The organism is Pseudalkalibacillus hwajinpoensis (genome assembly GCF_015234585.1).
Taxonomy (GTDB): Bacteria; Bacillota; Bacilli; order Bacillales; family Guptibacillaceae; genus Guptibacillus; species Guptibacillus hwajinpoensis_B.
The window spans coordinates 232705-258746 of sequence record NZ_JADFCM010000002.1; the positions used below are offsets into that span (position 1 = coordinate 232705).

A 26042-nucleotide genomic window follows, 5' to 3' on the forward strand; every position below is an offset into this window, starting at 1 on the left:
CTATGATGGATATAATCGGCGATAAGCTCGCGGATGTATTTAATCCATTATTTTCAGTTATTTATGCATGGATTGTAAAGCCTTTTTTGGAACTCAAATTATTTAAGACGTTAATCTATGGAAGTTCTGAAGATGAAGATTTAGTATTTAATACTTTCACTCCTGATGAAATAGAAAAAATAGTGAAGCCAGGAATGGATGTCATAATGATATTAGCCGTGTTTTTACTGCTAATCGCTATAGTTTTGGCGGGAATGAAAATGTCCTCTGTCGCCATCAATCCTGCTAATCGGACATATATTATTGAATTCTTTAAGGATTTCGCGATCGTTGCCATTCTTTTATTAAACTTACCAACACTTTATAGCTTGATTTTTGGAGTAAACGACGCTATTATCTCTGTCTTTTCCGTAGCTCATGACGATGCTCTCATGGAAATGAAAGAAACCATTGAGCCGGGTGATGACGTCCTAGGTCAGATGATCATTCAACTTTGTTTACTCGGTCTTTTTATTTGGGGTAATTTTTATTACATGATGAGGAAGTTAACACTAGTCTTATTTATGATACTAGGACCGCTTATGGCAGTTATGCTTCTTATCCCCCAAACAAAAGGAATCACGATTGGGTGGTTAAAAGAATTCATTGGTACCGTTTTTGTTCAATCAGTTCATGCCTGTCTTTACTGGGTTATTGCTCTAATGAGTATTACAGAAAGTGGACTTGAAGCAGTAATTCTCTATATTATTTTCATTCCTACCGCAGAAGCACTTCGATCATTATTAGGTTTAGGAGGACAAATGAGTAATGGACTTTCAAAAGCAGGCGCAATGTTTGGAATGTCAGCTCTTGCAGGTATGTATGGAAGTATCAAAGGTGCTGCTAATGATAAGTCAGTGACTGGTGCTTTGCGTGGTGCTGCTAATGGAGTTAAAGATGGTGCAGGACGTACTGGCGAATCGGGTTCAGATGAAAACACAGAAAATAACGTTAAAAGCGCCCTCGGTGGAAATACCGGAACCGACACGGGTACAAACTCTCTTGCTGAAAGAATGTTAAAACCAGGTGATGTAACTAGTAAAATGGGAAAAATGGCACTTGGTATGGCTGGTTCTATTGCTGGCTCTCCTATGGGACCTGCAGGAGCTATAGCTGGTTCAACAGTAGGCTTTGGTGTAGGAGGAGTTGTTGGAGGTGTAGCTGGTCGTGTAGGTGGAGCAGGAGTAGAAGGAGTCAAATTAGGTGCTAAACAGCTAGCTAAAGGCGCGAAAAGCGGTTGGCAAAATGCCAAGGATAGTTACAATGCAGAATCACTAGCTGATGAAAAATTAGCTAACGAACTTGCCGATGCTGATACCACTTCCTGGGCTTCCAACAATAAAGAACAATTTATGGAACAAATGAAAGAAAAGTTTCCAGACGCTCATGAGGAATCTTTAGAAGGAATGTGGAATAGCAAAGTCAACGACAAGAAAAGCGATTTCTTAAAACAAGCACGTCAAACGGTTGGCGATATTAAAAAGAATGATGGTGCTTTTGGTAAGGCACAACAGGTCGCAGATAAAGCAACCGGTCGTTTAACTGAAGCATGGGCAGATAACAATAAAGAGCACTTTATGAATGAGTACGATAGAAATAACCCTATAACGGAAGAGAATGACCTAGCTACACACAACATGAATAAACAAGCCTCATGGAATAACGCTCTTGAGAACAAGAGAAATGAAATCGCTGATCTTTCGAACGAAACTGCTAAAAGCATGAGTAACGGTCTCCCTGAAAACCACGCCTACATTAATAAAGAAGATTTTGCGAATATGGTCGGCGCTAAAATGTTAAACAATGAGAAATCAGCATTTAAAGAGCAATACCGTGAGCAATTTAATCCGGACGCTACGGATAATGAAATCGACTCGCATTTTGATCAACAGCATGGTGGTCAGAGAGAAGCTTATGTCTTAGCAGCTATGGGAGCTGTTAAAGGAAATAAACCTGTTAAAGCAAGTGATTTGGTCAATGAGTCTACTGAAAATATGACTCAGCAATGGGCAAGTGATAACAAAGAACAGTTCGTTTCAGCTTATCAACATAATAATCCTTCCGCTAGTCCTCAAGAGGTATCAGAAGCATGGGAGAAGGAATTAAGGAGCCAAAAAGCTGTATTCTCTAACGTGTCTAATAAGGCAGCTAAAAGTATGACAGATGGAAACGATCTTTCACAAAACATTGATCCTAATCAGTACGCAGAGCATGTAGGAAATGAACTATATAATAGCGAAAAGGCCAAGCATGTGGCTTCAGCCCCTCCTATGAGTGAAATGCAACAGGAGAAGCGATTTGATGAAGAGCATGGCGATAAAAGGCAACAATATATTCAGTCTGCTAAAAAATCCGTTTCCACAGATTCCGGAGTTCAAAATGCTCAATCTCTTGCAACTGCTTCGGCAGACAATATAACAAAGCAATGGGCGGACCAAAATAAAAATCAATTTGTGACTACTTATAAACAGAGTAATCCAGGTAGTAGCGAAGAGGAAGTTGAAACAGCGTGGAGTAATGCTGTTAAATCGAAACGTACTGAACTTGGAAACATTGCCAATACGGTCGCGAGTAAAATGGCGAACGGTAAAGATCTTAGCTCTACAAACATTGATTCTGATCAATTTGCCAATAATGTTGGTCAACAAGTATATGACAATGAGAAGGCAGCTTATGTAACTACTTCTACTTCAAATTTACAGAAAGAGTTTGATGAAAACAATCGAGATAAAAAAGAACAATTAGTTCAAACTGCAAAGCGTTCAATTTCTAATTCACAAGGAAGCCCTAATGCTCAATCACTTGCTTCTACTTCAGCTGAGAATATGACAAAAGAGTGGTCTGACAACAATAAAGGACAATTTATCACCTCATATAAACAAAGTAATCCTGGCAAAAGTGAAGCGGAAGTTGAGAAAGCTTGGAGCGAAGCGGTAAGTGGTAAAAAACAAGAATTTGTTGGTATGACCAATATGGTTGCAAGTAAAATGTCAAATGGGAAAGATCCATCTTCCACAGAAATTAATCCAGACCAATTTGCTACTAATCTTGGAAAGCAAATGTATGACAAAGAAAAAGCAAATCATGTTTCTTCCGCTACAGGTACTATACAAAAAGAATTTGATAATAATTTTGGTAGCACAAAACAAGATTATATACAATCTGCTAAGCAATCGATACCTACTAAAAACGCTAACCAAAATGCTCAAACTTTAGCTACTACATCTGCAGATCATATGACAAACGAGTGGTCTGCGAATAACAAAGGACAATTCGTTACTTCTTACAAGCAAAGTAATCCTGGCAAAAGTGAGGAAGAAGTTGAGATTGCATGGGATAACGCTTCGAAAGAAAAGAGAAAAGAATTTGTTAGTATGGCTAATTCCGTCGCGAGTAAAATGACGAATGGTAAGGATATTTCATCTACTAATATTAGTACTGATCAATTCGCTACTAATTTAGGACAAAGAATGTATGACAATGAAAAAGCAAACTATGTAGCCTCTGCTCCTCGTAAATTGTCTAACGAGCAAATAGAATTAGAATTTGATAAACAGAATGGATCTAAAAGAGTAGCTTATGTCCAATCTGCAGAAAAAGCAGTAGGGAATTTCACGAAGGTTAATGCTTCGCAATTAGCTAACGAAACTGCGGAAAACATGACTAATGATTGGGCAAATAAAAACCAATCGAACTTCTCTAAGGATTACAAGGTTCAAAAGCCTGGTGCAAGTCCAGCTGAGGTTGACGTAGCATGGACCAAACAAGTTGATGATAAACGAAAAGAAATGATCACCGTAACAACTGGTTTGGCTCAGAAAATGAGCAATGGCCAATCGATTCAAAATACTCAACTAGATAGTAAGACTTTTGCAGGTAATTTAGGAAAAGAACTATACGAAAATGAAAAGATGAATTATCGATCGAATTACAAACAACAAGCTAGCGCTTCAGACCAACAGCTTGAAATTGAATTTGAGAAGGGACAAGCAGGAACAGGGAGAGCTTATTTCAAAGCTGCTCGAAATGCTGTAAAAGATGTTAATGGTGCCCAAATTTATGATAAGTCCGATCTATCTCATGAAGTAAATACTCCTTATCTTGTTTCTCAATTGGCAACCAGGGCAACTAATCAGGAGAAGCAGAAATATATTACGGAACAGATTTCTAATATCGTTCCTAAAAATGTGGCGGAAGAAAATTGGCAAACACAAAAAGCTGGTCCTACTTATCAAAGAAACCTCAAAAGTGTTTCTTCTCAACTACCTAATCGGATTCCTCTGGATAAACGAATTAATGATGGAGCCGTTAAAAAAATGGTAGGCGCCGGTTATAACGGTGGGGTTCACGCCATTTCTTCAACTCTGGAACTTCCTAAAATCACGAATTTTGTACAAGATACAAAATTAGGTAAATTGGCTGTTGCTGGAACACAAGGAGCGCAAGCAGGCTATCAAAATGCTTTATTAAATCCTCCGAATGGTGTCGTTTCTAAAGCAATAAATCCCATTGTCGGTGGTACTTCTGGAGCAATGTCTGCTATGAAAACATCTTTCCAAGAAAAACATGTACCAGAAAATGCGGTTGAAAAGCAAGCAGGTTTCAGAAATGCTGCTGCTTACGCAACGGGTATCGTTGGTGGAGTACGAGGTTATAAGAAAGCTAGCACCCTAGCATCTAAACATAATCCATATAATCGCCCGGTTAATGATCAAATCGCAGAAGTATCGGATATCAAGCATCTAGCCCAACAGGTTGATGACGGTAACGGAAATATGGAAATTGCTAAAGGTTCCGTTCAAATGGTCACGACAAACGACAAAAGCTTTATACAAGTACGTGATCGTACTGGCCAAACACGGGTTATTTCTAGGCATGGTTCCGGAGATAGTGCATTGAAGGAAGGAGATACAGTATATCAGGATTTAACTGTTAAGGATGATACTTTATTACAAGATTCTAACCCATATCGTTATGATTCTGCCGGTGGAAAATCTGAATTAAATCGTCGTATTAACGTTTCTCCTAATAATTTGTTGGCAAATCGAAATACACGAAAAAATCCAAGAGTCGTTCAAGAAGTTCAGGCTTATAATCAGCAAGTCGATAGTGGACAATTCTATTCCAATGATGTTCAAACTCAAATGAAAGACCTGAAAATGGTAGTAACAAAAGAGCGCAGCTATATGATAGGAACAGATAGTCAAGGACAAAACCATCGTGTTTCTCCGTATGGATCAGGAGATGCTCGTTTAAATCCAAATGAAGCACGTAAAGTAAATTATTCTGTTAGAAACAGAAGATATAATCAGGAAGATGCATTCGATGAAGCAGATGAATCTATTAGTTACACTACATCTCTTACCCCGGATGATTTGATTCCAGTTAAGAGCAATAAAAGAGCATCTCGAAGGAATGATTTTGAGGCGGTAAGGCATAAGTCTCTTGGAGGTACTTTTTAATGGCACTTCCAAAACCTCCCGACGAGAATCAAGGGTCGCAACTACAGCAGATTGCGAAAGATAAAATTAAAAATGCTGCCGCTAAAAAAGGTAGAAAACTAGCTAAAAAGATTGCAAAAAAGGGTGCTAAATTAGCTCTTAAAGTTGTTAAACACGCAGTGGCCGCTTTAGTAAAACTTCTATTATCCTTATTGGGAGGCGTTAGCCTCCCTGTAATAGGGATCATGATTGGAGTATTTGTAGTAATTGTGGTTGCTTTTATGGTTTCTTCTCTAATGTTTGGAACAGGAACAGGATTAGAAGGGGATGAATTAGACCTTCATAAGTATATAGTTGAACAATCAGAAGGAACTGTCGATATGGATGACCCCCTTCAAAGGCCATATAGAGTACCTGAAGAATTAATAGCAGCTGTTATTCAATTGGATACGGTTAAACAAAAAGATGAAGATGAAATTAAGGAACTCATAAGAACAATGGCTGATGCACTCGCTCCAGAATTTATGTATGATGACTTCAACGAATGGACGGAAACGAAAACCAAAGTATGTGAAGATGGAGACTGTGGCTCTTGGAGCAAAGTAAAAAGAAAAGATAAGTGGGTTACCAAATTAACCTCGGTTGATTACTGGAATGGTTCGACAACCTTTACCCACACTCAAAGAACCACTGATTGGAAAAGTAAAACAAAAGTAAGCTATCGAACGGACACTTGGACTGAGACTGAGGAGTACGAAGTCACAGAACGATATCCTTACGTAACTTATGAAAATGGTGTGAGAGTAATTAGGTATCGCGATCGTGTTGTTACGAAAACGCGAGAAGTAGAAAAATCAAAGAAAGTAAAAATCGAAACAACAACTAAAACACGTTATCAAAAATTCGACACCTCTGAAAACACTACTGAAGATTACAGCACATTTGATGCTATTTTGAATTCAAATGGATTTACTATGAATGATAAAAGGGTCGTAGAAATTAATTATCTTTTTGCAGATGGACAAATGGCTTATATTGACTGGCTATCAGGTATGGGAAGTGGATTTGGAAATTATACTGGGTTTGATGGAACTATCATTCCTGGGGAGGGAGTACCTCCACAATACATGCCATTCTACTTAGAGGCAGAAAAAAAATATGCAGTAGATTGGTTTGTTTTAGCAGCTATTCATTTTGTAGAGACCGGTTTCTCTACCCACCCAACTATGACTTCAGGAGTTGGGGCAGAAGGTCCGTTTCAGTTTATGAAATGTACTTGGCTAGGATGGGCATACCCAGGTTGTACTGGCGGTTTAGGGAATGCTTCTATCCCAAATGAAATTAAAACTAATCCTGCAATGATCAATAGATATAATGGATATGGTCGAGATGCAAATGGAGATGGAAAAGCAGATCCTTGGGATATTGAAGATGCAGTAGCAACAGCGGCTTATTATTTATCAAAAAACGGGTATTCCTTAGATCAACGCAAAGCAGTATATGCTTACAACCATGCAGGTTGGTATGTTGATAAAGTCATGAAAAATGCTGATAAGTTCAAATCACAGGCTACGTATGTACCAGGTGAAGGCAATCTACCTCCCGCTACTAGTGGTGATTTTATGAGACCAGCTACAGGTAGTATTACATCAGGGTATGGAGGAAGATGGGGGAAGCTCCACGCTGGTGTAGATATTGGTGGAGGTGGAAGAACTCAAGCAGTTCCAATTGTTGCAGCTGCTGATGGTGTAGTAGTGCGATCATACCTTTCAAGTTCCTATGGTAATTGCGTTATTATAAGGCACAAAATAAATGGTGTGCAATATGAAACGCTTTATGCTCACATGACTCACAGGACCGTTGCAAATGGGCAAACGGTTAGTAAAGGACAAATGTTAGGGAATATGGGTAATACAGGTCATTCGACCGGAAAACATCTACACTTCGAAGTCCATAAGGGTTCTTGGAACATAAATAAATCCGATAGTATAGACCCTGTGCTAGTAGTGCCATTTTAGTCTAATACTGTCGAATTATGTCGAATATATTATTAAATTACAAAAGAATCCTTAAATTACAAAATAAAATATTTAATTCTCTATAATAAAGAATCCTTAATTTAGTTAGCTTATATTTATTATACTACCTAAAGTTTTAAATGCAAATTTTAATGAAATCCCTTCAAGGAGTTAAAATGAAAAAAATTATATTAAGTTGTCTTAGTTTGATGACAATCACTGTGGTAATTTCCTTGTTAGTTTATTTAGGTAGAGACCATGCAGAAGAGCTTCCTATAAATAAAGAATCTCAAAATGAAATATTACAAGAGATTAAAAAAGTTGAAGCTCAAGAGGAGATAGTAAGGAAATGGGTGAATACTTCGGATTATGATGGAGGGTTTGTAGATCATCCCGATGAAGAGATTTTAGCTAAATACAAAAATAAGAAGGGAGTAGTTGAATATCTTTTCGCCACAGTTTTAATGGATAATCCTGAACTCTTTATCCAGGCATTTGATACTGAAACTATCTCAAAGGACTTATTTAAAGATGATGAAATAGATAAAAAGATAGTAGCGCAAAGAATGATGGATCGTATCTCCAGAAACAAAACGCTGGTCGGAGTTGGCTATACACCACTAAAAGGTTCTTTTGGAGCAGAGAAGGATGAGTCAAAAGTAATTTTGCGTTATAAAGATGATTTAGAGGTTAGCTTAGAACTTAGCTTTGTTAAAGGTGGTACAGCCCATGCAGAGGATGATGAAATTTATTCAGTTAGCACTTCTGCCTGGGACATGATTGATCAAATAGAATCGCACTAACCTTTAATGGTTAGTGCGATTCTTGTTTTTATAATACTGAATTTCTTTTGAAGTTAAATACTTATACAGCGTACTATAGGATGGAAGGTTGTTCGTCCTGGCATATTGGTTCCAATACTCTCTACTTACAAAAAAGTCAATATGGTCATTGAGAATCTGCTCAATATCACTTTTAGTATACCCGCTTTTCCTTATCTTTGAAGCAGGAGGCAAGTTGAGTGCTTCACGAGTAGAGTTCCATGAACCAAACTCGTTAATATACGTTTGAGGTGAAGGAAGGTGTTGCTCACTAGCATACTTTTCCCATCTTCTCTTTGTTGAGAAATGGTTGATATTCTTCTTACCAATATGGATTAATTCATCCCTGGTGTATTTCTCCCGCTGCCTTATCTTAGGTATCTCCAATAATTGCTTTGTTTTGTTCCATGAACCAAACCGCTTTATTAACGTTATAGAGCGGGGGAGGTTATGGGTATTAGCATATTTATCCCATGCTCTAACAGTCGTCATAGCCTGTGTATGAGGTTTGAGTAATTGTATTATTTCTTCATCGCCAAGTTTCATTCTATTCATCCTTCTGCTTGTCGAGCGTTTTGTTCTTGTTCCCAAATGTACTGAACAGCGCCTTCGTTACTTGCATTATACTTTTTGATTTCTGATACAAAGTGATCAAAATCTTCTTTATTCGTAGCATCTGAAATTTGTTGTTTCAAATACTCTTTACCTGAAAAGTATAGATTTTGTTGTTCTTCAATGAAGTGAATAAAGTGTTTATAATACCTGTAAAACTTCAGTTTTGGATGAATTTCTTTTGCTCTAGACAAATCTACATAAGTTTCGATTTCATCGTATTTAAAATAAGTAAATGTATGTCTAAAAGGGTCAAAATCTACATTATTAGAACTTTGGGTATCAGGATAGTCAGTCTTCCTGATATATTCTTTATGTTTATCTAATTGAAATTTACCATCTTTCATAGAACCAGTAAGTTTAATTTTTTCACCAACAAAGGTATCAGGATCATTAAAGATTGGTAAGCATTTCGGAGCAACTGGCTTTGGAATTAAGATACATAAATCTCGTTCATAAGTAATTCCTAATAAGAAAAAATAATCACCTTTTGTGGGAAGTCTGTTAAGTCTATTATAGGCTTCCTCAAAAGTAAGGACATTATTTTGTACCATTATTTCTTCGTCTAAGTTTGGGCGTTTCTCCTGTGGCTCTTTTCCATTTATAACATTAGTAAATAATTCGTCTCTTTCTTTTTCCAATCTCTTTTTTTCATCTTCTATACCAGCATTTATAAAATAATCAATTACCTCTTTATTTATCGCTAATCTTTTTTTCTCCACATAGCCCTTAGGATCAAGTCTTTTTTCATCCTTATCGGCTATAAATCCTAATAAAAGAATAAACCAATACAGTAACACTAGAGGAAAGAATACTACAGACATTAACCCAATTAGGATCTTCTGAAAAAATTCGTTTTGAGTAATAGCAACTATAAAGAGGGTAATGGCCAGTAATATCGAACCTATTAACATTAAAGCTAGTGATAGAGCAAAGGCAGCCACCATAATTCGATAAAATGTCATACCTGGTGCTCCATCTATAATAAGTCCCATTGAATCTAATAAAGATACGACTCCTATAAATTTAAATAACGGAAGTACTTGGTCCCAATAAGCCGCTATTACAATAGTGAGTATAATCCCCATAAGTCCAGCTAAGCCAGTTTTTTTACCTCTATGATACATAAGTGCTGAATCCACAAAATGTAGTACTGTATTCATATTTTCACCGCCAATCTAATTGTATAACGATTATACCACAAATAAATAAAGTTAGCGTAATTTCTAAAAATCATTCTATTTTTCAAAAAACCTCGCTATCAAATGTTCGTTTTTGATAATAACCGTGAAACTCACCTCTATCCGTTCAAAACTCCTCTAAAACAAGTATCAAAAACCATCTCATAATCAAAGTTCCAATATATACTACTGCTAACCTTTTTGATAATATAGAAGTACCACCAATCGAAAAGGGGAGATCGTTATGTTATTTGGATACGCTCGAGTCAGTACGAAGGATCAAAACTTACATATGCAATTTGACGCTCTAAAGAAATACGGAGTTGAAGAGAAAAACATCTACTCAGAGAAAATCACTGGAACGAAAAAGGATCGTCCTGCGTTTATGGAAATGCTGAAGTATCTAAGAGAAGGGGATACGGTCGTGGTTTATAAACTTGATCGAATCGGTCGGAGTACGAAGCACCTGGTGGACCTGATTAACGACTTTCAGGAGAAGGGCATCAACTTTGTTTCGATCAATGAAAACATCGATACGACTACGGCGATGGGGAAGCTCGTATTTACAATCTTCAGTGGCTTGGCACAGTTTGAGCGCGACATTATCTCAGAGCGAACTAAGTCAGGGTTGGATGCAGCGAGAGCGAGGGGACGAAAGGGAGGAAGACCGAAAAAAGACCAATCCAAGTTGGATATGGCCTTTCGGATGTATGATAGCAAGGAGTACAGCATTCAAGAGATATTGAATGCGACTGGTATTAGTAGAGCTACTTTTTATAGATATCTTAGCGAACAAAGAGAATCAAAGTAGTTTATTTTAAACTTATTATATCTGTAGTGCAGTATTAACCCTGGTTAATATTTCATCACCAATCCATTGCGTAAAATCTTCAATAGAATTGGTATTCCAAGTATTTTGATTTCTAGCAATTTCGTACCCTTGGAATAAACTAGGAATTATTTTAGTGTAAGCTAATATGGTTAGTAATATTTTTCTATTATCATCAAGATATGCATTGCTAAATCTTCCTTCATATTCGTATTCCGAAATTTGAAGATTTCCCTTCGCTCCCAGGACTAATGGAAGACGTTCATTTTCATAATCAATAGAAACACTAAGCGCTTTTAAAGGATCATTCATAAATAAAAAAGCTAAGGTTCCAAGTATGGCCGATATTCTTTCACCATCTCCTGATAAATTATGTGTAGAATCTTGTGTAGTCCCATGAAAACCTGTCCATGATCTTATGGCTGTATGTGGAGCTCTATTTACTATTCTATTTCCACGTGTAAAGGCATTGAGTATCCAATAAAAAAAGTCGTTTTGAATTTGAAATGTTTGTGGGTGTCTTATAGTTTCTCCCCATATATCGCTTGGAAGTAAATCGTTGGTGAAGGTATTCAAAGAAGAGCCCGGTGGAAGCCATGGAGCAAAATAGACTTTTTCTTCGTATTCAAAAAATACTGATTTGACTTCAGTAATATTTACTCTATCACTTTTTTGAACTAAGGAATTTCTTAGTTGTGGATCTTCAAACCATTTGTCTTTTCTCTTGGTTCTTTCATTATAACCCTGGATAAATATAAAACGAATCTCTTCTCTAGTACCAGCTTGGAGATTTTGAATATTCATTCCTCGATTATTGATAACATTCCAACGTTTAGTTAGCACCTCATGATCTGGCCAATCTTCATCTTCTACAGGCTCATCTAATACCGAATTATGTTCTAGCAGTTGTGCAGCTTGATTTAAGTCATTGATGTCTGTCAGACAAACCAGTGAGACATTAAACATACTACCACTCCTCTTTTTTAGATGGAAAGCTTAATAGTTAATGGTGTTACCTCATAAAAGATGAATTTTCTTGATAACCAACTCAAAAATAGGTGATTATCTTTTACTTTTGTACAGAGTATTAAATTGGAAGTAATGTAACCTTTTTTTACTTGATCATGGTCTATAGAAATGTACATTGGTATATCTAAACTAGTATCAAATTGGTTTTTGGGTAGCGTATTAGCAACTTTACACTTCCATACTCCATCTTTAATGTTCTCACCTTTTACGATAGAGTTAAAGTTTATACTTACCCACTCATAGTTCCAGTAAAATTCAAGATATTGTTCTTTCCCAAAAGTAGAAATGAACTTTCCAAAGGTATTTTTATAATCAATTTCTACTTGTGCTTTGATTGAATTTAACTCTCCACCTGGTTCGCACAATATAAAATTAGATTTGTCTGGATCTTTTGGATTAATGATAGATATTTTAACTGATGGAGTATACTTATAAATCAATTCTCTGAGATACAGTAATAACTTCCCTAATAAATTTATTAAAAATAGCAATACTGCTACGTCAATACCACCCTTAATTATTTCTGGTTTGGCGGCCTTAATTTCCCATTTGAAAATATCAGAGAGAATAGAAAACGGTTTTAATCCATAAACCCATACTATAAATAATGAAAGAGGAGAAACTAGAGACTTTAGAAAATACATCAAAACTCTCTTCATTGATTTACCTCGTCAGCCAATTGAGAAAAAATAGGGTTTAAATACTCGAATATTTCAATATTATCTGTGTGAAGCACACCATTATTAAAAATACTAATGGAATCGCCATCTTTACTAATCAATAGTTTTTTAGGAATGATATCTTGGTTTAGATCAAAGTTATTTATTTCTTCGTCTAATGGATTATTAATATCCGCTTTGATTAAATCGTACTGAACAAATTTTGCTAAAAGATCATTAATGTAAGCTTGATCTTCCTCATCTATTTCGTCATTAAATTCAATTGTTTTGGGTTTGAGATTATAGTCTTTAGCCAGTTTAATAAGTTTTAAGTATTGTTGAGGGTTGATAATAAATTGTTTAGTTCCAGCATAAAATGCATTTTTAAGTGTATTTAGATATGAGTCTTTGTTTGAATAATTATATGAGCATATTAAATAAGATTCTCCAGTGTACTCAATTTTAAGATTTGAATTTTTTTCATCAAATAAGTCTGTTTTCAAAAACAATTTGTAATTATTAGCTTGTATAGTCATCTAATATTCTCCTGACAGTATTTTTTTTAGGAGAAGCTTAAAATATGTTTATATTGATTAAATCAATTTTTTACCAAATAAACAAGGCAATTGTTATTTTTCATGAAGAAATTAAAACGATTTGTAATCGTTTTATATAAGGTAGTCTTTTAAAAAATCCTTTAATTAACTATTCGAAAAACCCAAAACTCTTGAAATCAATATAGTATATACTTATGTAACGACCAGGGTTTAAAAAATTATTGTTGTCATTTGAAAAAAAGACAGTCGCTTACTCAATATTAATCATATTACCAAAAGAAAAGGAGATGGTTATATGGCTGCTAGATTTGTTACAGAGGAATTTAGAAATGAAGTGAAAGATCTCTTGGAATTCTTTGAAAGTCACAATATTCGACATGACTCTGATCATCTTGGCAAGTTTTATGAAGATGTGGATGGTGATGACGAAGAGGAGTTTGTATACGATGAAGATACTGAATTAACACCATGGATTCCGGATTCAGAATTTGAAGAAAAGCCATACCATTAGTGATCTTCTTGATATGGTTTATGAAGCTAAAAACACCGTATTCTTTGACGAATACAAGTTTGTTGGTAAAAGAACTGCTTTAATTCATATAGACTATCAAATACTAGAAGAAATTTTTCTGTTTGGAATTAATATACCTACTGTTAAAGAGGTAATAGATGAACAAGAATACACTATAAATATTGTTAATGGCTTAACTAGCTATGGTATAAAGCTGATAATTGACGGAAACTATAACGAGCAGATACCGGCAGTAGAAAACGACGACACTTTTATAGAAATACGTGGTGAAGATAAAATAGATGAAAGAGTTATTGATAGCTTGGTTGAGTCATATTTATTTGAGTTAAAGTCCACCATCAACATTAGTATTCATATAATGCCAAGAGTATCTTATTATACAGAGCAGTATGAGGAATTTAGAACAAATGCGACAAGGCTTAGACCATTATTGCGGGGAAAAGGTGTTCATAAATTGTTAAAATTGTATAATTCGTCCCTTTCGACTACGAATTTTGAGATACTCGTTTTAACATATACAAAAGTAATAGAATATGTCTCTCAAACAGTTATCCAACAAGACCTTATTAAATCTGCAACAAAGAAATTATTTAGTCCAAAGGCACTTAATCCAGATGCCAATTACATACTTGAATTAAGTGAAATTTTTGAAGGCAATAGAAATAACCAAAAAGACTACGCCTCTATTAAGTTAACTATAGAAACATGCTGTGACCTTAATGAAATTGTAAGAGTAGCACCGAGATTTTTAAAGTTTACAAATAAATTAACTAGTAGTAGTAAAGAAACAGAAATAGTAAAGGCTTATGAAGAAGTTGCGAATGCCATTAGTAACACGAGGAATATGTTTGCTCACGCTAAAACTAATTATGATAAAAAAGGAATGGAGTGTCCATTGGATCAATTACACGAATTTACCACATGCTTAGATATCCTAAGTCAACAAGTAATAAGATGGTTTGCAAAAGAACATGAAGATAACAGAGTGATTTAGGCATTTACACTATAGACTTTGGATATGTTATTAAGATATTTTAATGTAAAGAAATATAAATTTTAAATTTATTCTTATTTAATCAACATTCTGTAGCGACAAGATATCCATTCAGAAATAGGTCTGTCTTATTAATTCTAGAGAGAGTGTGTACAAACAGCAAGATCCTAACTTTAAAGTATTGAGGGTTGCAGGACAATCAGGACAGAAATTCGATTTAAAAAAGAAGGTTTTCTATCTAAGGGAGTTTATCTGATTTTAAATTAACCTTTTAATATTAATGTTGCATGTTTTTCTATTTTAAATAAAACAGCGTTAATATTTCTGTTTATTTGTCGTCCAGTAAACCGCAATACCTTCCAACCTTCAGAACGCAAATATTTGTCTTTCCGGCGGTCGTTTTCCTTCTGATGAGGAAATGAATGATATTCCTTTCCATCACATTCTATAGCTAGTTTGAGGGGAGGGATTGCTAAGTCAATACGATACTTCCCTACTGTGTATTGCGTTTCAACATAGTAGTCGTTGAAAACCAGTGCATCATATAGACGGCGTTCGATTGGTGACTCGCACTTCACCCGTTTTGATTGTGAAAGTGGAAGGTTAACTTTTTCGAATGTATTATCAATTATTTTGTTTAATGGCCAAATTAAAATCACAAGGATTAAAATTGCAAAAATTAACATGTAATTCACCTTATAAGCTTTATTAAGCTGTCCCTATCTACTAATTTTACATCAGATGTTTTTGCTAACTTTTTAGCGTTATGGGTAAAGTAACGGTTTGTAATAACCATTGCTTCTTTAGTGCGCCAATAAATGCGCCCAGCGATAACTTCTTGAATTGCATCCACCCCGATATTACTTGTATAACATTTTACTTGAACTGCTATTTTGTTACGTCTTTTACGTAAAATTAAATCAACCCCATAATCTCCAGAACGAGGTGTTAACTTGATGTTATAACCTTTGGTTTCGAAAAAATCAGCTAAATAATCTTCAAATTCTATACCTGTCATTGTATCAATATCATTGATATCAGTGGTTAAAGTGTGTTTTTTGAAATGAAAATAATAAAGCTTCTTAGCTACCTTTATTAAAAGTAATAACAATACAGTAAGAAGTAGTGCTTTTGTTATTTGTTTACCGTATAGAATTATTATGACGTATGTAACACTTGCCCCGATAATAATGGTTTCTTTATTTAGTGTTTTTACAAATTTTATTACTTTAGTTGTCATGATAAACACCTCATTGTTTACCTATATTTTGGGGAAAGTAATTATATTTTAAACATTAAAAAGGACAAATCCAACACTAATTAATCCAAGCAGAAAATATGGATCCAGTGAATTATAGAAGGTAATTATATGCTGATGACTAGAAGCTTTATTACGAAATTAAATCTTTGGTGAGAATGAAGAACAGCAACGAAGAACAATTTAATGAGAATGAATTTTGAATAGGAAGATACGTCAACATGTACATTTCAATTGAAAGGGGAGATTGTTAGGTGGCCTTTTTTTCGTAGAGAGGATAGAAGTGAAAAAGAACCTCTGTCTGTGATAGTATCAGTTCATAGTGACGAATTTGGACAATCTGGTTACTAATAAAGATGCTACTCTTCTTAAGTAACTTCGTGTATAATATCAATTTTGCGAATACTCTACAAAATTTTTCTTATAGTATAATCTAATCAAATGTTAGGATATAGTCTGTTTTTTGTGGTGTTGTAATTGGTTGGCAAAAACATTAATTGTACAAATATAAAATCTACATATAATTCTTTAGCAAGTATTCTTGGAGAAACTTTTACAGAGGTAGGAGACTTTGTTGAGTTAAATACATCACGAATTTCATTTGATGAAAAATATGGTTATTCAATATTTATTAGGACCAAAACAAAAGATAAAAAAATATTTTGGTGTACGAGTGTTGGACTTTGATAGTGTAACCATTTATCACGCATTACTTAATAATCAAAGTTATTACACTTAAGGGATTTATATTTTATAAGGACTTGCTCATCAAGAAGAAGGGGTCAGGTACTTACCTGACCCCTTCTTCATTTTATAACGGGGGCAAATCAAGCTTCCCTTCAGAAAACAATTCCTTTATCATATGCTGAGCATAGCCTTTTGCCTGGCTAAATGTTAAGTTACTTGGAAGCGGTGCTTCATTTGCATCCACAACAACGTCTACAATACAAGGTTTTGACTGAAGTGCTGCTTTTTTTAGAGCTGGCATCAAATCTTCCGGTTTTTCTACTCGGATTCCTACTCCCCCACAACTTTCTGCGTATTTAGCAAAGTTCGGATTGTGTAGATTTGTTCCGAATTCAGCATTCCCCATTACTTCTTGCTCAAATTTAATCATGGCAATCTTATGGTTATTTAAAATGATGACCATCATCGGCAAATCATATTTAACGGCTGTCACAAAGTCGTTCATTGTCATTGTAAACCCGCCATCTCCACATACAGCAACTACTTGTCTTGATGGGTAAGCAATTTTCCCAGCAATAGCACCCGGAAGCCCACAGCCAAGAGTTGCTAGCCAGCTAGAGATAACAAATTTCTGATTTGTCATTCTGAAATGTCGAGCCATCCATACGGTTACGTTCCCCACATCACAGGATATGATGGCATCACTGGATGTGACATCTTGTAAAGCTTTCACCACGCTTTGAGGTTTAATCGGAACACTCTCCACCTCTTCTTCCTTCTCCATCTTGCCCCACCAATCGGCCATACGTCCCTGACAACTTTCTAAGAATGTTTGGTCTTCCTTTACTTGTAGTACATTTAATAATTCCTTTAGCGTCTCTTTAGCTTCTCCTACCAAACCAACATCGATTGGGTACCGTTTGCCGATTTGAACAGGGTTCGTATCGATTTGAAGAGTTCTCGCTTTTTCAGGAAGAAATCCGGTGAATGGAAAGGACGTCCCGATAAGTATTAATGTGTCTGCTTCTTTCATCGCCTCATAAGCCGGTTTTGTCCCGATTAACCCTAATCCTCCAAGGCAATAGGGATGCTTGTCAGGAATAACACCTTTCCCAGGTAACGATAATACTATGGGACATGCCATTCTTTCAGCAAATTCCACAAGTTCTGCACTGGCTTTCCTAGCTCCTTTTCCTGCTAAAATAACTGCTTTTTTTGACTGACGAAGCAGTGCTTCAGCTTTTATCAAATCTTGTTGATGAGGAAAGAATTTAGGCTTGATAACAACGGGACTTGTAAACCGAGCTCCCTTCTCAACTTCAGCCTTCTGAACATCATCGGAAATTGTAATAACAGCAACGCCACTTTTAGCATACGCCGTACGAATTGCCTGATTTATCACTCCTGGAAGCTGCTCAGCTGATGTAATCCGCTGATTATAAACGGCAACATCATCAAAAAGGCGAGAAAGATTAACTTCTTGGAAGTAATCTATTCCCATAAGGTCCGATTCCACTTGCCCGCAAATAGCCAGTAAAGGTGCCCCATCCAATTTTGCATCATAAAGCCCGTTAAGTAAGTGAATTGCTCCTGGACCAGCGATGGCTGTGCATACTCCAATCTTACCAGTTAACTTGGCATAGGAAGAAGCTGCCAATGCTCCATTCTCTTCGTGGCGAATTTGGATAAATTTAATTTTATCCTCGACTTTTCTTAATGATTCTATGATTGAATTAATGGAATCTCCAGGCATACCATAGATATGATCTATGTTCCAGTCAATTAACAATTCCATCAAAACGTCTCCTGCATTCTTTCTAAACAATGTGATCCTCCTTCAAAATAGTGATACCGTTATTCTTTGCATTTCTGATTTTACAATACAATTGAGTTGAATTTTAATCATTCGTGAAGCTATTATCTATTCGTAGTAATGCAAATCACCTTCAAAGCATATTGGAATTTACTAAAAACGAGTATAAAAGCTAATTCTCTATATATAAGTTGAATTAATGATTCTGTGGGGTATGAATTTTAATATATTCGAATGGATGCATGAGGTATATGCTAATAATTTTGTTGACGCGGAAGTGTTTGAAACATATATTATAATAAACAAATATCCAAACAACCATTAGAATGAAGGTGAAAAAATGAGTGAAGAGGTTATAAAAAAAGCTTCTAAAGATACATGTGATACGTTTTGTTACGATGAAGTACTTGTTCAACGAGTGCAACCAGAAATTGAAAAAGTGGAAGGGGTAGAGTTGATTTTCAAAGCTTTATCAGATGCCACACGTATGAAAATTGCGTATGCTTTAACCCTGGAGAAGGAACTTTGTGTTTGCGATGTGGCCAATATTATTGGCTCAACGACTGCCACTGCTTCTCATCATTTAAGATTATTGCGTAACATGAAGTTAGCCAAGTATCGCAAAGAAGGAAAACTTGTTTTTTATTCCTTGGCTGACAATCATGTTCATCAGTTAGTTTCGATTGCTTTACTACATTCAAAAGAAGTCTGAATGGATTAAATGGGGGGACATCAATGAGTCGTGTAGAAAAAGAGACACAAGCAAGTTGTTGCTCTAGTCAGCCGGAGCTTAATGAAATAAGCGCAAGTTCCTGCTGTGCTGAGCAAGAAGCTTTTACTTCTTCATCTTGCTGTGGAAATGATACAAACACCAAAGAAGAACATCCAGAAAGCTCTTCAACCTGTTGTAGTAACCGAGAAAATAAAAATGAACAAATTGACGCAGTGAATAGTGAGCCAAAAGGGCAGAAACCTGTGGAATACAAGATTGATGGAATGGATTGTCCTTCCTGTGCCGCAACCATTGAGAAAGGGTTACAAAAAATCAAAGGAATTCAGTGGGTTCAAGTTAATTATGGAACCGGGAAGATGACAGTGAGTGCTAATGATCGCTCTGTGTATAATCTAGTTCCTGATCAAGTGCATAAACTAGGCTTTAAAGCAGAGCCTTTAGGCAAAACCAAAAATATGCAAACGTATAAAATTGAAGGTATGGATTGTGGCTCTTGTGCGATGACAATTGAAAAGCATTTAAGTAGGAATTCAAATGTTCAAGATGTGCAGGTGAATTTTTCGACAGGAAAAATGCAAATTGATCATACAACAAATCAAAACGAAATTATCAAAGAAGTCCAAAGAGCCGGGTTTGATGCTTCATTAGATTCAATTAGTAACAAAAGTGAAGGAACTTCCGATAAAAAGGGAAAGGGGATCTCAACGACCACCCTATCCGGCATATTGCTGGCTGCTGGTTTTATGGTCTCATTTACTAGCGTAATGCCCGGCTTAATTACGTCATTATACGCTGCATCTATTCTGATTGGTGGATATAAACCGGCGAAAAGCGCCTTCTACGCTATTAAAAGTGGTTCCTTAGACATGAATGTTCTCATGGCCTCTGCCGCCATTGGGGCAGCCCTCATTGGCGAGTGGTTTGAAGGAGCAACGGTCGTATGGCTTTTCGCCTTAGGCAACACTTTACAAAACAGGTCGATTGAGCGTACAAGAGAATCGATTCGAAGCCTGATTAATCTCACTCCATCAGAAGCTACTGTTAAGTCTGGGGATCAGCTTATCCGAAAACCAGTAGAAGAGGTAGGAGTCAATGATTCGATCGTCATTAAACCCGGAGAGAAAGTTCCTCTGGATGGAGAAGTTTTAACAGGTACATCCAGTATCAACCAGGCCCCCATCACCGGGGAATCCTTGCCAGTAGATAAGCAACAGGGAGACACGGTTTATGCAGGTACAGTGAATGAAAGTGGTTCCATAGAAGTTAAGGTAACAAAATTAGTAGAAGATACAACGATTGCAAAAATCATTCATCTTGTAGAAGAAGCTCAGGAGAAAAAAGCACCAACTCAAGCGTTTGTGGATCGCTTTGCAAATGTCTACACTCCTATTGTCTATACTCTTGCTCTTCTTATCATGGTGGTACCGCCATTATTTGGATTCGGGTCATGGGGAGAGTGGGTCTATAAAGGCCTTGCTTTATTGGTAGTCGCTTGCCCTTGTGCATTGGTCATATCTACACCAGTGGCCATTGTATCTGCGATTGGAAATGCAGCTAGAAATGGCGTCCTAATCAAAGGGGGAACTTTCTTAGAAAAGGCTGGAGCTATTCAAGCAATTGCTTTTGATAAGACCGGGACCCTTACAGAAGGTAAACCAAAAGTTGCAGAAGTCATTTCTCTTCAAAACAATCGTGAAGAGTTAATTGGAATTACTCGAACCATTGAAGAACATTCCACGCATCCCATCGCTCAAGCCATCACGAGTTATGCTGTAGAGCGAAACATTGGTACTAAACAGGGGGAAGACTTTAAAGCTATTGCTGGTAAAGGTGCACAGGCTACAATTAATGGAATTATGTACTTTGCCGGTAATCCAAAATTGTTTAAAGACATGGAGGTCCCTCTTCATGACATAGCAGAGCGTATTGATTCATTACAACGCCACGGAAACACGCTTGTAGTGGTAGGTACTCGAACCGAGGTTCTAGGTCTCATTGCTGTTGCGGATACGATACGTGACATCACAGTTCAGTCCATTCAAAAACTCAAGAAAATTGGGATGAATGAAATGGTGATGTTGACAGGTGATAATGATGGAACAGCGAAAAAAATTGCGGCCGAAACAGGTGTCGATCGCTACTTCTCTGAGTTATTACCTGAAGATAAAGTGACCGCCGTAAAGAAGTTACAGGCGGAAGGTAAGCGTGTTGCTATGGTAGGAGACGGAATTAATGATGCTCCGGCCCTTGCGACAGCTGATCTTGGGATTGCCATGGGCGGCGCTGGAACGGATACAGCCATGGAAACTGCCGATATCGTCCTGATGGCAGATAATTTGGAAAAACTTCCGCATACGATTCGATTGAGTCGTAGAGCCATGAACATCATTAAGCAGAATGTTTGGTTTTCTCTGCTTACCAAGTTGGCAGCATTAGCCCTAATCTTTCCTGGATTTTTAACCTTATGGATGGCTGTGTTAAGTGACACCGGTGCTGCGCTAATCGTTATTCTTAACAGTATGAGGTTGTTAAGACAGAAATAGGGAGGAGAATTATTCCTCTCTATTTTTGTAGATTTAAACTGACTCCTAAAGAGCCAAGGAGACCCTGCCAATCAACTTAAACCTTAAATGTTCTCCCATGTCTTTGGTAGAAAGTGGGGTAATTAAAATGATGGATTTTAATACGAAAAATCATTGGAATAAAACGATATATAAAATGTGGGCACCCGTTTATGACAACTTCTTTAATTCTGGGAAGTTTCGTAATGCTCGTAAAAGAGTGTTTGAGAATGTGATCTTCGAGAAGAATAAAAAAATCCTTTTTGTTGGAGTTGGGACCGGGGCAGACCTTGAATGGTTCAATCATCTTGAATCAACTGTTATAGGGATAGACTACTCTACTGAAATGTTAAAACAAGCTAAAAATAAATTCAAAGACACACCTATTAAGTTCTTACAAATGGATGCTCAGAATATGCAATTCCCTAACGATTCTTTTGATTTAGTGATTGGAAGCCTCGTTTTATCAGTAGTTCAAGATGCTAATCTATGTTTAAAAGAGATGGCAAGGGTTTTAAAACTAGAAGGTCATATCATAATCTTTGATAAATTTTCTCCAAAAGGTAAAAATCTATCACCTTTGACGAGAATCTTCAGACCTATCATCATGTTACTTGGCACAGATATAGGAGTAAAATTTGAGAGTCTGTTAGAAGGGAATAATAAAACTCTGACTGTACAAGAAGATGAGGATGTCATGTTTAATGGGATGTATAGAAAAATCGTTATTAAAAAATCGCATCATTAACATCTTGGTTAATGATGTTAAACAGAGCGAAATCTAAGTTTAAATTCTTCCATATGGAGCGATTCAGGAATAGTATTCCAGTTTATGTGTTGGGAAGATATTCTTGAATTATAAGTATTAATCGGAGGAATTAACGATTTGTGAAACCTAATCTGTTAGAATACGTAAAATTAGTGAGAATTGGAATGAGGGGGCTAAAATGAGTAAATCATTATTACATATTGAAGTATTGATCGTCTTACTTGTTTCAGTGTATTTTTATGCCAGTATAGACGCGAGTTGGTGGCTAGTCTTCCTTTGTTTACTTGTACCAGATCTATCTATGTTGGGTTACGTGATTAATAACTCAATAGGTTCAACTATTTATAATTTTGGACATAAGTATGTCATTCCGTTAATACTTATCATTCTTAGTGTTATTTTACATCAAGATTTGATGTTGGCATTATGTATTATTTGGGTCGCACATATTGGAATGGATCGGACAATCGGCTACGGTTTAAAGTATCCAAGTAACTTTAAGGATACGCACTTACAAAAAGTTTAGATACCATTTGAACTCTAAGGTGTGATTGTGATGTCAAACCTTTCTTCAACAATCTCGGAGCTTATCTGTAATAGAATAGCAGTTATATATTTTGTTTTGGTGCAATCCCTTATAGAATTCGGATATCCTGTAAAGGAGTTGAGAGGGAAAGTCTCGAAAGAGAAGATTTACATTATGTTATAATGGGACAAAAAGAGGAAGGGATAGTATGGGATGTCCTGTTGATTTACGAGGGCGAATTTTGGAACAATTAAAATCGATTTTGAATGAGCAACTCACTAAGGAAAAAGCGCGTGTTTATTTATTTGGATCTTGGGCTCGCCAGGAGGAAAAACATAGTTCGGATATCGACATTGCCATTGAATCCCCTTCCCCGATCTCTCCATTTAAATGGAATAAAATTATCGAGCAAATTGAGGATTCTACCATCCCTTATAAGGTGGACCTCGTGGATTTACATCATGCCAAAGAAGCATTAGTCCAACAAGTGAAAGAGGAGGGGATCTTATGGAAAGATTACGCCAACGATTAGATGCAGCAGAGAAGGCGTTGGCTACCTTTGAGAAGCTAGCGACTCTTGAAAATCCAAATGATGTGGAACGAGACGCGTCAATTCAAAGGTTTGAATTCTCTTTTGAGGCCAGTTGGAAAGCGGCGAAGCAATATTTATATGATGTAGAAGGGGTTGATGTCGGCTCTCCGAAGGGTGTCATTCGCAGTTGTCGGGAGGTCAACTTGTTGCAGGATGACGAGACCGTCCTGGCTTTGGAAATGGTAAATGATCGAAATTTGACTGTTCATACTTATAACGAAGAAGTGGCCATTAAAATTCATACGAATTTGAAACGGTATTATGGCCTTCTCCAGCTATGGGTTGATCGGATGGATAATAAAGTGATGGAGTAACCATCAATAAAATAGAGCTCCATACAGTAGTATTAATGTATGGGGCTCTTTATATAGTTAATAAAAGTCTTGAAATCGAGATTTCAACTATCTTGAAGCAATTCTTTAATAAAGATTTTAAATATAGAGGGTAGCTAGGTGAAGTCACTATAAATTATTAATGTAAGAGAAAACCCAGAGTATAAAGAAGCAGCGATTAAGTATTTTCAGAATAAGTGGGCAAATGAAAACAACATGAAAGTATATGAGGACAGTATTACCAACAGTATAAAAACAGATAGTCCTCTTCCTATTTGGTATTTAATGCTGGAATCAGACGAAATCATTGGGTGCGCAGGTCTAATCACCAATGATTTTATAAGCCGAATGGATTTATTGCCTTGGATATGATCTCGGAGCGATTCTGTAATATCATAGCAGCGTAATACGTTGGGGAAAAGGTTGAATAAATGGCAGAGTTTTGAAATGAATAATTGGAATTAGTCATTCGTGCAGCATACCCATATGAAGATATTGTAACCACCAGCAGTTTGTGAAAAGTAAGAAAAGGGCTTTTCATGAAAACTACAAATTACTCTACAATTGCTGATAACTATGAAAAAATCAATTTAGAAGTGATGAGTTAAAACTAGAACGGGGATTCCCTTACTTATATCAGTTATGGAGGTTCATCGTTTAACAATTATGATGGGTATGTGGATCCTCTTGAATATCTCGAGTGCTCATAAAGTAAGACAGGTCACCGAATGATTGTTTTCAGTAGAGGATTATATTTTACATGAACGAAATACGGAATTTCCTTTATAACCTATATAAATTACTTGAGTCATGAAAAGATGGTTTATAGAAAAATCCTCTGATAAGCAACAAATCTATTTGGAATTAATAGGTGGTGTGAATCGATGAACTCCAAAAATAGAGCCAAAGAGTTTTTCTGTAAAGATTGCTTCCGGGATTTTGACCAAGATGAGATCGTCATTTTGCTTGAGAAAGAGAACATAACCGTTTGTCAGTTCTGCGCCAATAAGTATTTAGACAAGGATAAGCGATTACAACTGGTTAAACGGCATTGTGATTAGATTCTAGACAAGAAATATTGACCGTACCAGGAAGAAAGTATCATGGATTCAATCTTTAAAAAGGTAAACTAACGTTTCTTAGCAGAAAAAGGTTAAGCAGATGTGCGTAACCAATGAAAACTAATTACCTCTAGAGAACCTCGATGGACATACCAACATACACAAGACAGAAAGAAGGCGATTAACCTTATACTAGGTGATTGTCTTCTTTTTTTATTGAATGGACTTTAACAGTGGTCTGGATTTTTTCGTAACCACATTCTAATGTAATACAATCGAGTTTTCGACTCATGACTAACAAAGCATGTTTAAAAAGTTCAAAATATTTATAGATTGTGTGAACATAAGAGGAAAAATGCTTTTTAATTGATAAGATAGAGGAAAAGGAGAGATGACCAATGAAAAAAACAATATTTTTAGCCCTTCTACTATATTTTATATACAGTCCACTTACTAATGCTCATTCTGTTTTAGAAGCATCTAACCCTCAGGAAGGTGAAGTAATATACGAACCATTGACAAAGGTTGAGTTAGATTTTAATACAAAAGTAGAAAATGGAAGTAATATCACCCTAACTAATGAACTGGGGGCTCAAATGAAACCTGACCGCCTTCAAATAGAGGAGAGTAAAATGATTGGTACCTTTAACCAACCGTTGTTAAATGGTTCTTACTCAGTCGACATTGAAATTATTGGTGCTGACGGGCATCTAGTCAAAGAAAGCTACTCTTTTAAAGTAAGGGCAGAGAATACCCCGTCTAATGAAAAAGAAGATAATGAAGCCAAAAAAAATGATCAGCATGTTGATGCCAAACAATCAGATGAAGAAGATAATACTGCAACCATTAACGATGATAAAGAAAAGAATACAACTGCGCTATCTTTACCTCTTTCTAATATCACCTTTTGGCTTGTTGTTATATTAGGACTGTTTGCTGTATATCTTTTTTACAGGATTATTCAAAAAAAATCATAGGAAATTTGAAGGAAGCGATTG

21 protein-coding genes are annotated in these 26042 nt (G+C 36.2%); 13 read left to right on the forward strand and 8 right to left on the reverse strand.

Annotated elements, in window-relative coordinates; genetic code table 11:
• Positions 1–2 precede the first annotated feature (2 nt).
• The 3 genes from IQ283_RS09150 (at position 3) to IQ283_RS09160 (ending at position 8301) form a co-directional block, all read left to right on the forward strand.
• Entirely contained in the window at positions 3–5501 is a 5499-nt protein-coding gene (locus IQ283_RS09150) for a hypothetical protein (RefSeq protein ID WP_194219875.1), read from the forward strand.
• Complete coding sequence (locus tag IQ283_RS09155) at positions 5501–7498, forward strand: peptidoglycan DD-metalloendopeptidase family protein (protein ID WP_194219876.1); 1998 nt, start codon at positions 5501–5503, stop codon at positions 7496–7498. The genes IQ283_RS09150 and IQ283_RS09155 overlap by 1 nt, the downstream gene beginning before the upstream one ends.
• A gap of 176 nt (positions 7499–7674) precedes the next feature.
• Entirely contained in the window at positions 7675–8301 is a 627-nt protein-coding gene (locus IQ283_RS09160) for a hypothetical protein (RefSeq protein WP_194219877.1), read from the forward strand.
• 3 nt (positions 8302–8304) lie between these two features.
• Here IQ283_RS09160 and IQ283_RS09165 read toward each other — a convergent pair whose 3' ends face one another.
• Positions 8305–8865 carry a hypothetical protein gene (locus tag IQ283_RS09165; protein ID WP_194219878.1) on the reverse strand — a complete coding sequence of 187 codons (561 nt, stop codon included), beginning with the start codon at positions 8863–8865 and terminating at the stop codon, positions 8305–8307.
• Positions 8866–8870: 5 nt separating this feature from the next.
• Positions 8871–10094 (reverse strand): hypothetical protein, encoded by a 1224-nt coding sequence (locus IQ283_RS09170; protein WP_194219879.1) that lies wholly within the window; start codon positions 10092–10094, stop codon positions 8871–8873.
• A 262-nt stretch (positions 10095–10356) separates the two neighbouring features.
• Here IQ283_RS09170 and IQ283_RS09175 point away from each other — a divergent pair, with 262 nt between their 5' ends.
• On the forward strand, positions 10357–10923 hold the full coding sequence (locus tag IQ283_RS09175; protein WP_194219880.1) for a recombinase family protein: 567 nt from the start codon (positions 10357–10359) through the stop codon (positions 10921–10923).
• Between the two features lie 15 nt (positions 10924–10938).
• Here IQ283_RS09175 and IQ283_RS09180 read toward each other — a convergent pair whose 3' ends face one another.
• Genes IQ283_RS09180 through IQ283_RS09190 form a run of 3 tightly spaced genes read right to left on the reverse strand, consistent with a single transcriptional unit; the run spans position 10939 to position 13165 of the window.
• Positions 10939–11907, reverse strand: a complete 969-nt coding sequence (locus tag IQ283_RS09180) for a hypothetical protein (RefSeq protein WP_194219881.1) — start codon at positions 11905–11907, stop codon at positions 10939–10941.
• Positions 11908–11924: 17 nt separating this feature from the next.
• On the reverse strand, positions 11925–12629 hold the full coding sequence (locus tag IQ283_RS09185; protein WP_194219882.1) for a hypothetical protein: 705 nt from the start codon (positions 12627–12629) through the stop codon (positions 11925–11927).
• Positions 12626–13165, reverse strand: a complete 540-nt coding sequence (locus IQ283_RS09190; protein ID WP_194219883.1) for a hypothetical protein — start codon at positions 13163–13165, stop codon at positions 12626–12628. The genes IQ283_RS09185 and IQ283_RS09190 overlap by 4 nt, the downstream gene beginning before the upstream one ends.
• 316 nt (positions 13166–13481) lie before the next feature.
• On the opposite strand from IQ283_RS09190, the gene IQ283_RS09195 reads away from it, so the two are divergent.
• Both IQ283_RS09195 and IQ283_RS09200 read left to right on the forward strand, forming a co-directional pair.
• On the forward strand, positions 13482–13697 hold the full coding sequence (locus IQ283_RS09195; RefSeq protein ID WP_194219884.1) for a hypothetical protein: 216 nt from the start codon (positions 13482–13484) through the stop codon (positions 13695–13697).
• Positions 13675–14712: a hypothetical protein gene (locus IQ283_RS09200; protein ID WP_194219885.1), complete on the forward strand. Its 1038-nt coding sequence runs from the start codon at positions 13675–13677 to the stop codon at positions 14710–14712. The genes IQ283_RS09195 and IQ283_RS09200 overlap by 23 nt, the downstream gene beginning before the upstream one ends.
• A gap of 263 nt (positions 14713–14975) precedes the next feature.
• Here IQ283_RS09200 and IQ283_RS09205 read toward each other — a convergent pair whose 3' ends face one another.
• The 3 genes from IQ283_RS09205 to IQ283_RS09215 form a co-directional block, all read right to left on the reverse strand.
• A complete protein-coding gene (locus IQ283_RS09205) occupies positions 14976–15398 on the reverse strand; it encodes an endonuclease domain-containing protein (protein ID WP_194219886.1) in 423 nt (140 codons plus the stop codon).
• Positions 15399–15403: 5 nt separating this feature from the next.
• Entirely contained in the window at positions 15404–15952 is a 549-nt protein-coding gene (locus tag IQ283_RS09210; protein ID WP_194219887.1) for a restriction endonuclease, read from the reverse strand.
• An 829-nt stretch (positions 15953–16781) separates the two neighbouring features.
• Positions 16782–18482, reverse strand: coding sequence for a pyruvate oxidase (locus IQ283_RS09215; protein WP_194219888.1), 1701 nt, complete (start codon positions 18480–18482; stop codon positions 16782–16784).
• 328 nt (positions 18483–18810) lie between these two features.
• Between IQ283_RS09215 and IQ283_RS09220 the strand changes: the two genes are divergently transcribed.
• The 7 genes from IQ283_RS09220 to IQ283_RS09250 all read left to right on the forward strand — a co-directional run bounded on the left by IQ283_RS09220 (position 18811) and on the right by IQ283_RS09250 (position 26021).
• The gene (locus tag IQ283_RS09220; RefSeq protein WP_194219889.1) at positions 18811–19182 is read left to right on the forward strand and encodes an ArsR/SmtB family transcription factor; all 372 of its coding nucleotides are present in this window, start codon (positions 18811–18813) and stop codon (positions 19180–19182) included.
• 23 nt (positions 19183–19205) lie between these two features.
• Positions 19206–21746 carry a heavy metal translocating P-type ATPase gene (locus tag IQ283_RS09225; protein WP_194219890.1) on the forward strand — a complete coding sequence of 847 codons (2541 nt, stop codon included), beginning with the start codon at positions 19206–19208 and terminating at the stop codon, positions 21744–21746.
• Positions 21747–21873: 127 nt separating this feature from the next.
• On the forward strand, positions 21874–22512 hold the full coding sequence (locus IQ283_RS09230) for a class I SAM-dependent methyltransferase (RefSeq protein ID WP_242057308.1): 639 nt from the start codon (positions 21874–21876) through the stop codon (positions 22510–22512).
• Between the two features lie 199 nt (positions 22513–22711).
• The gene (locus tag IQ283_RS09235; protein ID WP_194219892.1) at positions 22712–23059 is read left to right on the forward strand and encodes a DUF4260 domain-containing protein; all 348 of its coding nucleotides are present in this window, start codon (positions 22712–22714) and stop codon (positions 23057–23059) included.
• A 241-nt stretch (positions 23060–23300) separates the two neighbouring features.
• A complete protein-coding gene (gene mntA, locus IQ283_RS09240) occupies positions 23301–23591 on the forward strand; it encodes a type VII toxin-antitoxin system MntA family adenylyltransferase antitoxin (protein ID WP_194219893.1) in 291 nt (96 codons plus the stop codon).
• On the forward strand, positions 23567–23965 hold the full coding sequence (locus IQ283_RS09245; protein WP_194219894.1) for an HI0074 family nucleotidyltransferase substrate-binding subunit: 399 nt from the start codon (positions 23567–23569) through the stop codon (positions 23963–23965). The genes mntA and IQ283_RS09245 overlap by 25 nt, the downstream gene beginning before the upstream one ends.
• A 1477-nt stretch (positions 23966–25442) precedes the next feature.
• Positions 25443–26021: a copper resistance CopC family protein gene (locus tag IQ283_RS09250; protein ID WP_194219895.1), complete on the forward strand. Its 579-nt coding sequence runs from the start codon at positions 25443–25445 to the stop codon at positions 26019–26021.
• Positions 26022–26042: the final 21 nt, after the last annotated feature.

Bases quoted from the DNA above. Each gene is read 5' to 3' on its own strand.
- IQ283_RS09150 (WP_194219875.1), top strand. From the start codon at position 3: ATGATGGATATAATCGGCGATAAGCTCGCGGATGTATTTAATCCATTA.
- IQ283_RS09155 (WP_194219876.1), top strand. From the start codon at position 5,501: ATGGCACTTCCAAAACCTCCCGACGAGAATCAAGGGTCGCAACTACAG.
- IQ283_RS09160 (WP_194219877.1), top strand. From the start codon at position 7,675: ATGAAAAAAATTATATTAAGTTGTCTTAGTTTGATGACAATCACTGTG.
- IQ283_RS09165 (WP_194219878.1), bottom strand. From the start codon at position 8,865: ATGAAACTTGGCGATGAAGAAATAATACAATTACTCAAACCTCATACA.
- IQ283_RS09170 (WP_194219879.1), bottom strand. From the start codon at position 10,094: ATGAATACAGTACTACATTTTGTGGATTCAGCACTTATGTATCATAGA.
- IQ283_RS09175 (WP_194219880.1), top strand. From the start codon at position 10,357: ATGTTATTTGGATACGCTCGAGTCAGTACGAAGGATCAAAACTTACAT.
- IQ283_RS09180 (WP_194219881.1), bottom strand. From the start codon at position 11,907: ATGTTTAATGTCTCACTGGTTTGTCTGACAGACATCAATGACTTAAAT.
- IQ283_RS09185 (WP_194219882.1), bottom strand. From the start codon at position 12,629: ATGAAGAGAGTTTTGATGTATTTTCTAAAGTCTCTAGTTTCTCCTCTT.
- IQ283_RS09190 (WP_194219883.1), bottom strand. From the start codon at position 13,165: ATGACTATACAAGCTAATAATTACAAATTGTTTTTGAAAACAGACTTA.
- IQ283_RS09195 (WP_194219884.1), top strand. From the start codon at position 13,482: ATGGCTGCTAGATTTGTTACAGAGGAATTTAGAAATGAAGTGAAAGAT.
- IQ283_RS09205 (WP_194219886.1), bottom strand. From the start codon at position 15,398: ATGTTAATTTTTGCAATTTTAATCCTTGTGATTTTAATTTGGCCATTA.
- IQ283_RS09210 (WP_194219887.1), bottom strand. From the start codon at position 15,952: ATGACAACTAAAGTAATAAAATTTGTAAAAACACTAAATAAAGAAACC.
- IQ283_RS09220 (WP_194219889.1), top strand. From the start codon at position 18,811: ATGAGTGAAGAGGTTATAAAAAAAGCTTCTAAAGATACATGTGATACG.
- IQ283_RS09225 (WP_194219890.1), top strand. From the start codon at position 19,206: ATGAGTCGTGTAGAAAAAGAGACACAAGCAAGTTGTTGCTCTAGTCAG.
- IQ283_RS09230 (WP_242057308.1), top strand. From the start codon at position 21,874: ATGATGGATTTTAATACGAAAAATCATTGGAATAAAACGATATATAAA.
- IQ283_RS09235 (WP_194219892.1), top strand. From the start codon at position 22,712: ATGAGTAAATCATTATTACATATTGAAGTATTGATCGTCTTACTTGTT.
- IQ283_RS09245 (WP_194219894.1), top strand. From the start codon at position 23,567: ATGGAAAGATTACGCCAACGATTAGATGCAGCAGAGAAGGCGTTGGCT.
- IQ283_RS09250 (WP_194219895.1), top strand. From the start codon at position 25,443: ATGAAAAAAACAATATTTTTAGCCCTTCTACTATATTTTATATACAGT.